The following is a 9,483-nucleotide window of genomic DNA, read 5'->3' on the forward strand; positions in this document are numbered from 1 at the left end:
AACCCCCAGTTCGCCAAAGAGTTCGGCGATCCAGGCCGCCCCATCACTGAGGCCAATCAGGGTGTCGGATTGGCGAACGCCCGCATGGCGGAGCAGGCCATGCACCTGGGGGGCGAACGCCGTAGCGGTGGTTAGGGCACTCACGTAGTACCGCTGGCTAGGGCAGCGCATCGGGTACACTACCGCATAAGTATGAGCTCCTTTATTTAGCTATGGTCGAGCTGCTCGGCCTACCAAGCCAGTCCGCCACCACCTTCGACCAGCCCTCGAGCCCTTCATACACCGCCCAGATTTCTCCGGGGCCAACCAAGCGCCCCTCCAGTTTATCCACCTCCACAACCTGGGGCTCGTCCTCGCAATCCACCACAAACACAACACCCGCATGTACCAGGCTCACCGGGCTGTCGGCCATAACGATGAAGCCCACCGGCTGAGCCGTGTACCGAAGAACGCCCACTTCTTCCAGGAGTTCCCGCCGTAGGCCGTCCAACACCGGGTTGCTGCCCACATCCTGGGGGTTGATGTGTCCGCCCACCCCCAGGGTGTAGCGGTTGTGGAGTCGGGCCTCGCCGCCGCCCTGGGTGCGCCGCATCAGCAGATAGCGGCCCCGGTAGCGCACCAGGGCGTAGGGGATGATCTGGCGGTAGGTGGGGTCTTCTTCGGCCCTGGAGCGTTCTATAAAGAAGCCCTCGAGCTCGATCTTCTGCAACAGGGGGGCCTCGAGGGGAATCAGCCTGGCCTGTGGGGGCGGAAAAATCGAAGCCGGCAGGACATAAACCTGTTCCATGCGGCCCAAGATACCATCAGTCCAGGGGGGCTTCCCGGCCCTCGAGCCAGACCTTGTGCACCCGGGCCTCGCCGTGCAGGGTAAAAAGCGAGCCCAGCAAATCCTCTACCGCCTCGAGGTGGCGGAAGTGCACCTCCAGGGTGCTGCCGGGCTGGGGCTTGAGCCAGATCACATCGGCGGCCTTGCCAGGGGAAAAGCTACCCACCACCTCGCCCAAACCCAGCACCTCGGCGCCAGCCAGGGTAGCCAGGTACAGCAGGTGGGCCGGGGTCAGGCGCACCCCGTCCGGGGCGTAGCGCTGGGCCAGATAGGCCATCAGGCCCTCCTTGAGCAGGCTGAACCCGGTACCGCCCCCCACATCCGAGCCCAGCCCAAAGCGCACCCCGTGGCCCAGGTGACGCTTCATGGGAAAGATGCCGCTACCAATGAAGGCGTTGGAGCTGGGGCAGTGGGCGATGGCCGCTCTGGCTTCGGCCAGGCGCATCAGCTCGAGCTCGCTGGGGTGAACATTATGGGCAAACACCGAGCGCTCGCCTACCAGGCCAAAGCGGTCGTAGGTATGCAGGTAGTTTTGGGCCCAGGGGAAAAGCTCGGCCACGGTGCGAATTTCCTCGAGGTTCTCGTTGATGTGGGTGGTGAAGTGAAGGTCTTGGTGCTCTTGCAGCAGGGTCTGGCAGACTTCCAGCAGGGCTTCCGAGGCCGAAAGCGAAAAGCGCGGCGTAACTGCGTAGCGCAGCTTTCCCCGGCCATGAAAGCGCTGGATCAGCATCTTCTGCTCGGCGTAGCTCTTTTCGGGGGTGGTGTGGAGTTCGGGCAGGAGCATCCGGTCGGAGCAAACCTGCCCGGCGATCATCCGCAGGCCCACGTCCTCAGCGGCCCCAAACAGGTTGGCGGTGGCCCCCTGAAAGTGCGAGCCGAAGACCAGGGCGGTGGTGGTTCCGTTGCGCAAAAGGAGCTGGACAAACTCGCGGGCCAGCTCGCGGGCCAGCCGGTTATCGGAAAGCCTGGCCTCTAAGGGCAGGGTGCGCTGCTCGAGCCAGTCCAAAAGCGAGTAGCCCATGGCCCCAATCACCCGGGCCTGGGGGTAGTGCACATGGGTATCCACCAACCCTGGCAAAAGTACCCCCTCCCGGCAGTCGTGCACCTGGGCATCCGGGAACTGGGCCAGCACCTCGGAAAAACTTCCCAGCGCGACAATCCGCCCAGCACGAAAAGCCAGCCCCCCATCGGAAAAAGCCTGCAGGGCCTGGGTTTCTTGGAAAGGGTTCTTGGGCGTGTGAACGATCAGGCCGCGTAGGATGACGGTCATAGCAAGCTATTCTACAAAGAGCCCCACCACCGCCCCCTGCCGCACATCCACCAGGCCAAAGTCGGTCAGGCGCAGCTCAGGGATCACCGCCAGGCCCAGGAAGGAAAGCACCATGTAGGGGTCGGGCAGGTTTACCCCAAGGGCCTTTGCGGCGGCCTCGAGGGCCTGCAGTTTGGCGTCCACTGCCTCCAGCGGCTCATCGGTCATCAGGCCCGCAATGGGCAGGGCCAGCTCGGCCAGCACCTGGCCCTCGGCCACGGCAACCATGCCCCCGCCCAGGGCCTCGAGCCTTCTGGCTGCTGTGACAATATCGGCATCCGAGACCCCCACCGCCATCAGGTTGTGGTGGTCGTGGCCCACCGTGCAGGCCAGGGCCCCTTTTTGCAGGCCAAAAGCGGTTACCAGGCCCTTGCCGATCTGGCCATTCTTGCCGTAGCGCTCGAGGCAGACCAGCTTGGCCAGGTCGCGGCTGGGGTCGGCCACCACTTCCCCACCGCGAATGGTGGGCTCGGTGTGTTCCTCAGCGGTCAGCACCTGGTGGGCAATAGCCCGCACCACCCGCACCTTCCCCACTCCTGCTGGAATTCGCAGGTCTGAGGGTTGTAGGGCGGGCAGCCGAACGGTACTGGAGACCGCCGGCGAGACCCTGGTTTTGGGCAGTTCCACACACATCCGGCCCCGTTCGGCCACCAGCCTGCCGCGCTGATACACCTGGGCCACACTGAAACTGGGCAGGTCGTCCAGCACCACCAGGTCGGCCTGGAACCCCGGTGCCACCGCCCCCCGCCGGGCCAGCCTAAAGTGGCGGGCCACATTCCAACTCCCGGCCCGCACGGCATAGGCGGGGTCTACCCCCAGCGCGATGGCCTTGCGCACCAGGAAGTCCAGGCCACCCTCCCGCAGGAGATCGGAGGGCAGCCGGTCGTCGGTTACCAGGCCCACCCGGTCGGCGTGCTCGGGGCGCAGGAGCGGCGCCAGGGCCGCCAGGTTCCGCGTGGTTGAGCCTTCCCGCACCATCAGGAAGCAGCCGGCCTCGAGCTTGGCCCTGCCTTCCTCCAGGGTGGTGCTCTCGTGGTCGGAGGCGATGCCGGTAGCCAGGTAGCCCTGCAGGGCTGGCCCGGTCAGGGTAGGGGCATGGCCCTCGGGCGACTTGCGCAGGCGCTCGGCCAGGATGACCTTCTCCAGCTCGCCGTCCTCGGCGGCCAGAATGGCCGGAAAGCTCATCAGCTCGGCCACCCCCACCACCCTAGGATGCGCCAGCAGCCGCTCTATCTCGGCCAGGCCCAGCCTCGCGCCACTGGTCTCGAGCGGTGTGGACGGCACCGAGGAGGGCACCGTGACCCAGACCTCGAGTGGCAGCCCCTCGCTGGCCTCCATCAGCCACTCGATGCCCGCCACCCCGGCCACGTTGCCAATCTCGTGGGGGTCGGTCACCACCCCCGTAACCCCTTTTGGCACCACCACACGGGCATACTCGGCAGGCGAGACCAGGGAGGACTCGAGGTGCACGTGCCCATCAATGAGCCCCGGCGCTACCCAGCGGCCCTCGAGGTCAATTACCTGCTCGGCCTCGGCCTGGGCGTACTCGAGGCCCACCGCCGCCACCAGCCGCCCGGCCAGCAGGATGTGGGTGTGCTGAAGCGACAGGCTGAACACATTGACCAGCCGGGCGTTCTTCAGCAACAAGCTTCCAGGGCGACGGCCCATTGCCGCGTCTACCGCCCGCCTTAGCTCGGAGAGTTCTATGGCCATGTTCCAAAAATGCTACCGCAGGCAATTGCCTGCGGCAACAGGCAGCAAAGCCTTCAGGTGAAACCCTCACCAGGTAAAAGAAGATGAGAAGAAGAAAGCCTCCAAACGCACCGGCAGCATCCGGTCCAGGAAAAGGGTATGGGCCGTATGGGTTTCCTCAGGAATGGGCCTGGCGGCAAAAAGGGCGCCCAGCGGCTTGTCACCGAAGAAGATCGTCGCATTTAGCTGAACGGATGCCCCCGAGCCAGGGATGATACCGCTAAACCCCGAAGCGCTTTCCACGTCCACATAGTAGTTAGCGGCACCCCCCAGTGCCCCGGCGCTCACAAAGTGCCGCCAGTAGCGTACCCCCGGTTCCGCCAGGAAGAGGGCATGGCCCAAAGGGCTCAGTCCTGTACTGGAAGAGCCGGTGGTGGAAAAGGTAAACGTAGGAAGGCTATTGGCGCTATGGGTCTGGTTAACCGTGAGGAATAGGTTGGGCACCACAGGGAGGAAGAAGTTACTTCCGGGGGCCACCATGGGATCCAGGGCATCCTTGCGTAGGATACCGCAACACCGGGCAAACGGGGGGCCGTGGCAGGTCCAGAACTGGAAGAGGTCTCCCGCAACCAGGTTGGTGGGACGGGCCACGGACTGAGACCCATTCCCCCAGGTGGCGAGGTTCACAGGGACCGAGGAGTTAAGGACCAAGCCCGCGTAGGAAGAAGAATGAGACGCCGTGACGTTCAGGGTACTTGCTGGGACGGAAAGAACATTGAAGGAACCTGCACCAGGTGGGATATTCACAAGGCCAGTCCGACCGAAGTAAGTATTTCCCGATGAAACCCCAAGAACAGCCACTTCCCGCCCCGGTCCTATTGGCGCAGCCAAGGAATATGACGTTCCGAATATGCTGTTGGTAACTGCCGCTGTTTGCCTGGCCGAGAAAGCGGTGCCAGAGCTTAGGGAAGGGTTTACACCTCCATTCACAGTTGCTGTAGGGCTGGCGTAGGCCGAAGGGCAGCGCACCACAAGGTTGGAGCCCAGCTCACCCCGCATCAGGTCCAGGCTCACGTAGAACTGAGTAGTACCCACATCCGGGCAACGAAAGGCAACTTGGAAGCGGGCTCCTGAAGGAATGGAGATGGACCAGCTGGACTGGCCGGTAGGAAGAACATTCCAGGGAAGCCCGGAGGTAGAAGGGGGTGGACCCAAGCGCCAGGCCGCAGCCAGGGGCTGAAGGGGCTCACCAAGGCCGTCCACCAGGCTCACGTTCAGGGTCTGGGGGCCGCCGCTGCAAGCGGCCAGAGCCAAGAAAAGGGGGGCAAAGAGCTTCAGGCCTTTCATGGTTTCCTCCTTACGGCGTGCTGAAGGTGGGGTTGATTTTATCAATCCTCACCTCATCCAACCCGATTTCGCAGTGGAAAAGCCCACTGGGCGGGGTGTGCAGGGCTCCAAGCCAGAGGGGAAGGGTGTTGGAGGTGCTCCCGGAAGGGGCGGTGAAGGTGCCAGCCGGGTTTCCGTTCACGTAGAAGGCGCCGTTTCCCCCGTCCACCTTGACCGCCACCTTGGTCCAGGTGCCCGTGGCGGGGGGCTGGAAGTTGGCGGCAAAGTTTGTGCTGGAGGTAAAGGTCGCGCCACCAAGCCTGAGGGCTGCCCGCACCTGCCCGGGCCCTACCCCTTCCAGGTAGAAGGTGTAGCCGTTTTGCCCCGTAGCGTCCCACTTGTCCAGGATGGGGTAATAGGCATTGGCCCCGCACTGAACGGGGGCCACATAGGCCTCGAGGTAGAAGCTCCCATAGCCCAGGTTGAGGTCGGGGGTGGAGGGCACCTCCACATAGGTAGCTCCGTTACCCGGGAAGTAGAGAGCCCCGTTCATATGGCCGGTAACCGAGGTGGGCCCGGTAAAGCCAGGCCAGGCCGCAACAGGCCCGGGCTTGGGTAGGCCGTGGTTAAAGATGGGGTTGGTCACCACGTCCTGCACCTGGGTCGCCCCATTCCCTTCGTTCATAGGCCAGTGGGCGACAGGACAGGTGGGCGTGGTGCAGAGCATTTGGGGCCCCGTGCAGGCTGAAAGGAGGATTACAAACAGGGGAAAGGCGGAAAGGTGCTTTGCCATGGATCACCTCATGCTACGGCGAATGTCCTTCTTTTCTATACCCCTAAGAAGCAGGTTTCCAACCTGAAGGTGAAGAAGGGGCTCATCCGTCAGGCGGTCCTCTATCCCAAGGTAGCGAGGAGGCGGGTCCTGGCCAAAGCACCCGTCACACCACCCCACCTCGCCCACGCTAACACGCCTGGTGCGGGTGGGGTCTTTGAGGTCTGTAACCACCAAGTAGTAATCAGGTTCCTCCCGGACCAGTTTGATCTCCACCAATCTGGCGGCATCGGCCCTTGTGAGCTTCCCCTCGCTCGCCACCCGCAAGTAAGCGATGCCCAGGGGCTGGTTCAAAAGCCCCTCCACGGACAGGGCTTCCCTGAGCCTGGGATTACGATAAGGCAGGAAGGCTAGGACGATGTCCTCACGGAGCAAAATCGCAGGGGGCCAGTCCACCTCAAAGGGCTCAAAGGGCTTGGGCAAGCCGCAGCAGGCCCGACGCAAGGCCTCCTCAAAGGGGGTAGGGTCCAGAGAGCCGACAAGCGTTTGCCCAGGGATGGATGGCAAGGGAAATTGCAGGTGAGCCTCAATGCCAGGCCATTGTATCAGCGCATCGGCCCAGAAGCCACCCAACCCGATTTTGTTGTAGCTCCACCTTTGCCTGGCAGTGGCGCTTCCCGATGTTTCGGCTGTTGTGAGGGTAAGAGGAACGGATTCAGACTGCCGAGATCCACCCCTCCCTTCCCCGTACCAGACCACACGGTACCCTTGGGTTTCCCCGTCCAAGGAAATTTTCTTTGCTCTTCCACCACAAAACCGGGGCGGTGAACTCGCGCATTTTATGGTCAGCCCAAGGGGGCTACCGGGAAGGCTGGATGGCTGGCTGGGCACCCCCACCCTCTTCAGAGAAACCAGGATGGTTATACCATCCCCGTCCTGCACAAGGGTGAGCGCCCGGGTATCCTCGGTCTGGGGGGCCAGTCCCTGAAGGGTGGTTGGGAGCACCTCGGCAAACAAACCCTCCGCTTCGTCTGCCAACGAGAGCGCGGCGGCCTTTAGCCCGTCTTCCGCTTGGAGCATTTGTTGCATTGGGTTCAAGTTCGCATTAATCCCCCCACACCCCACCAGGAGCAGGGCCGCCAAAAGACCTAAAGCCGTCCACTTCTTCATAGCTGATCTCCTTAGAGAGGCCCGGGGCAAGTTTCTGGGTTGACTGTTTCCCTTGAGCATCTCTGGCGAGAGGGTAGCAAAACACCCCTTAACTGTCCCTGAATAGCGGATTAACGCCCCGGGCAAAAATACAGCCCCCGGAGGGTCTTCCGCCGGGGGCTTGGTAGGCAGAGCCTCAAGGCTTCTGGGAGAGATCCAGCATCCCCTTCCCCACCTCCTGCGGGGGAAAGGGCAGGGGCTTGGCGTTCGCCTCTAGGTGCTGCTGAAGCTGGGCCGGGGTGAGGGTGGGCTGGGCTTCCAACCAAAGGGCCATGGCCCCGGCCACCAGGGGGGTGGCGAAGGAGGTGCCCGTGCAGGGGCCCTGCCCACCCCCCGGGGTCACGCACTCCAGTTCGGTACCCGGGGCCGAGATGTCCACGTAAGCCCCCCGGGTGCTGTAGGGGGCCGGGCTGAGGTCCCTATCCAGCGCCCCCACCGCCACCAACCCCGGCAGATTGAGGGCTGCGGGGTAATGGGCTGGGCTTCCCTGATTCCCCTGGTTGCCCGCCGCGGCAGCCACGGGAATGCCCTGGGAGAGGGCCGCCTCCAGGGCCAGCCTCAGGGCCTCCACCGGGGTGTCGCCCCCCAGGCTCAGGTTCAGAACCGTGGGCCCCTGGCGGTTTGCCACCACCCAGCACACCCCCCGCACCACGCGGCTCGCGCGGCAGACCCCGTTTTCGTCGCAGACCCGCACGGGAAGGATCCCGGCCTCCGGGGCCACCTCCCTGACCAGCCCCGCCGCCCCGGTACCATGCCCCCCGGGGAAGGCGTCCTGGGGTATGGCGTCCTCCTCCACGAAGTCGTAACCGAGAAGCTGGGGGATAACCGCATCCACTCCGGTGTCGAGCACCGCCACCTGCACCCCCCGCCCGCCCCGACCACGGTTGTGCGCCTGATAGGCCCCGATGGCCCCGATGGCCTCGCCGCCCCAGCTTCCCAGGCTCCACAGGCTCTCGGGGTCGGCTTTGTAGGCAGGGTCCTGGGCTTCCAGCTCCTCCAGCGCGCGCCCCAGGGTCTCCCCGGTGTAGCCCAGCTCGGCCAGGGCAAAGCCGCAGGCCTGCAAGTCGTCACTTCGGATCAGGGTAAAGCCAGCGGGCAGGCGCGGGGTCTGGCCCGGTGGCAGCCGCAGCAGCACCCGGTCAGGGGCCACCTGCCCCAGCACATTCAGGCTGGCCCGTGCCTCTTGAGTGCCCTGCACCACCCGCACGGTCTGGGGGCCGCCGGCAACATTCGGCACCTGGAAGCGCAGCGTGTTTCCCTCACGCATCGTCACCGTGGCGGGGGCCCCACCCACAAAAACCTGGGCTCCCTCCGCACTCATCCCGCCCAGCCGGGCCTCCACCTCCTCCCCCAGCGCGGCGCGGCTGGGGGAAAGGCTCAGGCTGGGGCCCGTAGGGGTACAGGCCCCGATCAACAGCACCGCAAACCAGAACCATCTGCGCATGCAGAACCTCATCGCTATACAGCACGCTGTAGCCACCTAAGTCTAATATCCAGGCTGGCATGGCTTAGGGGAGGTTGATGGAGCCACCACCTATGTTGTAGCTGTTGGTTTCAGCAGTAGCAACACGGTAATAGTCGCCGGCCTGAAAAGCACTAGGGTCATTAAAGTCGAGGGCGAACAGGCTCTTGTTGCTCAGGATCGCAGAAACCTCAAAACTGCCCGATCCGGTGGGAGGGGTGTACCCCAGCAGACTGGATGCCGAGAGATCAGGCAGGGCATAGCTCGAGGTGTTTCCCAGCCAGCTTTTGCTGAGGGTAGCCGTGTAGTAGAGCTGCGCTGCTAGCTGAAGGTATAGCCGGTAGCCTTGCAGGCCACTATCGTTCCGGGAAAGGCCGCTTACGTTGGGGTGAGCCAGCTGGTTCACGCTGAGGCTACCGGGGGACCAGGAAGCGGGGTAGCTCAGGCTAGGGCTACCGGTGCTAAAGATCTGGATGCTCAGCAGCGAGGCGTTGGTAGCACTGGCCTGAACCAGAGCCGCGTAGCGATCCCCGCCGCCAAACCCGCTCACGGGCCGGTAGCTGGTGGGCGAGGCGTTTACTCCCCCACCGCCGGTGTTGCTCGAGCTCAGGTAGAAAACAAGTGCACCTGGGAAACTCGTATAACCTGTGGGAGGCGTGGGCAAGGTCAGGCTGACCGGAGCAAGCTGGTCGCTGGGGGCTAGGCTGGTGCTGGTGCTACCCCCGCTGCTCACGCTCGCGTTTTTGAGCACCTTAGCCACTTTGACGGAACCGCTGTTTTCTAAAGTTACCAGAAGGTCCTGCGTTCCAGGCTTCAGATTCAACCCGACAGGCTTTTATCATATACATCCACTAAGCCAGCGATAGAGGGGCATGGGATTGGTGGAG

The 9,483-nt window shown here is 63.7% G+C and carries 8 protein-coding genes; all 8 read right to left on the reverse strand.

All coding sequences use genetic code 11. The features are described from left to right. Positions 1-202 precede the first annotated feature (202 nt). Entirely contained in the window at positions 203-787 is a 585-nt protein-coding gene (locus ABWU19_RS13295) for an NUDIX domain-containing protein (protein WP_435902150.1), read from the reverse strand. 16 nt (positions 788-803) lie between these two features. Next, positions 804-2,096 carry a guanine deaminase gene (gene guaD / locus ABWU19_RS13300; protein WP_435902151.1) on the reverse strand — a complete coding sequence of 431 codons (1,293 nt, stop codon included), beginning with the start codon at positions 2,094-2,096 and terminating at the stop codon, positions 804-806. 6 nt (positions 2,097-2,102) lie between these two features. Further along, complete coding sequence (gene ade, locus ABWU19_RS13305) at positions 2,103-3,848, reverse strand: adenine deaminase (protein WP_435902152.1); 1,746 nt, start codon at positions 3,846-3,848, stop codon at positions 2,103-2,105. A 66-nt stretch (positions 3,849-3,914) separates the two neighbouring features. Continuing rightward, positions 3,915-4,514, reverse strand: coding sequence for a hypothetical protein (locus ABWU19_RS13310; protein WP_435902153.1), 600 nt, complete (start codon positions 4,512-4,514; stop codon positions 3,915-3,917). A 670-nt stretch (positions 4,515-5,184) separates the two neighbouring features. Further along, positions 5,185-5,838 (reverse strand): LamG-like jellyroll fold domain-containing protein, encoded by a 654-nt coding sequence (locus ABWU19_RS13315; RefSeq protein WP_435902154.1) that lies wholly within the window; start codon positions 5,836-5,838, stop codon positions 5,185-5,187. Between the two features lie 111 nt (positions 5,839-5,949). Next, the gene (locus ABWU19_RS13320; protein ID WP_435902155.1) at positions 5,950-7,095 is read right to left on the reverse strand and encodes a hypothetical protein; all 1,146 of its coding nucleotides are present in this window, start codon (positions 7,093-7,095) and stop codon (positions 5,950-5,952) included. Between the two features lie 175 nt (positions 7,096-7,270). After that, the gene (locus ABWU19_RS13325; RefSeq protein ID WP_435902156.1) at positions 7,271-8,578 is read right to left on the reverse strand and encodes a S8 family peptidase; all 1,308 of its coding nucleotides are present in this window, start codon (positions 8,576-8,578) and stop codon (positions 7,271-7,273) included. Between the two features lie 64 nt (positions 8,579-8,642). Further along, entirely contained in the window at positions 8,643-9,347 is a 705-nt protein-coding gene (locus ABWU19_RS13330) for a hypothetical protein (RefSeq protein ID WP_435902157.1), read from the reverse strand. Positions 9,348-9,483 lie beyond the last annotated feature (136 nt).

Source organism: Meiothermus cerbereus, from assembly GCF_051297115.1.
In the GTDB taxonomy this organism is placed as follows: domain Bacteria; phylum Deinococcota; class Deinococci; order Deinococcales; family Thermaceae; genus Meiothermus; species Meiothermus cerbereus_A.

Bases quoted from the DNA above. Each gene is read 5' to 3' on its own strand.
- ABWU19_RS13295 (WP_435902150.1), bottom strand. From the start codon at position 787: ATGGAACAGGTTTATGTCCTGCCGGCTTCGATTTTTCCGCCCCCACAG.
- ABWU19_RS13315 (WP_435902154.1), bottom strand. From the start codon at position 5,838: ATGAACGAAGGGAATGGGGCGACCCAGGTGCAGGACGTGGTGACCAAC.
- ABWU19_RS13320 (WP_435902155.1), bottom strand. From the start codon at position 7,095: ATGAAGAAGTGGACGGCTTTAGGTCTTTTGGCGGCCCTGCTCCTGGTG.
- ABWU19_RS13325 (WP_435902156.1), bottom strand. From the start codon at position 8,578: ATGCGCAGATGGTTCTGGTTTGCGGTGCTGTTGATCGGGGCCTGTACC.
- ade (WP_435902152.1), bottom strand. From the start codon at position 3,848: ATGGCCATAGAACTCTCCGAGCTAAGGCGGGCGGTAGACGCGGCAATG.
- guaD (WP_435902151.1), bottom strand. From the start codon at position 2,096: ATGACCGTCATCCTACGCGGCCTGATCGTTCACACGCCCAAGAACCCT.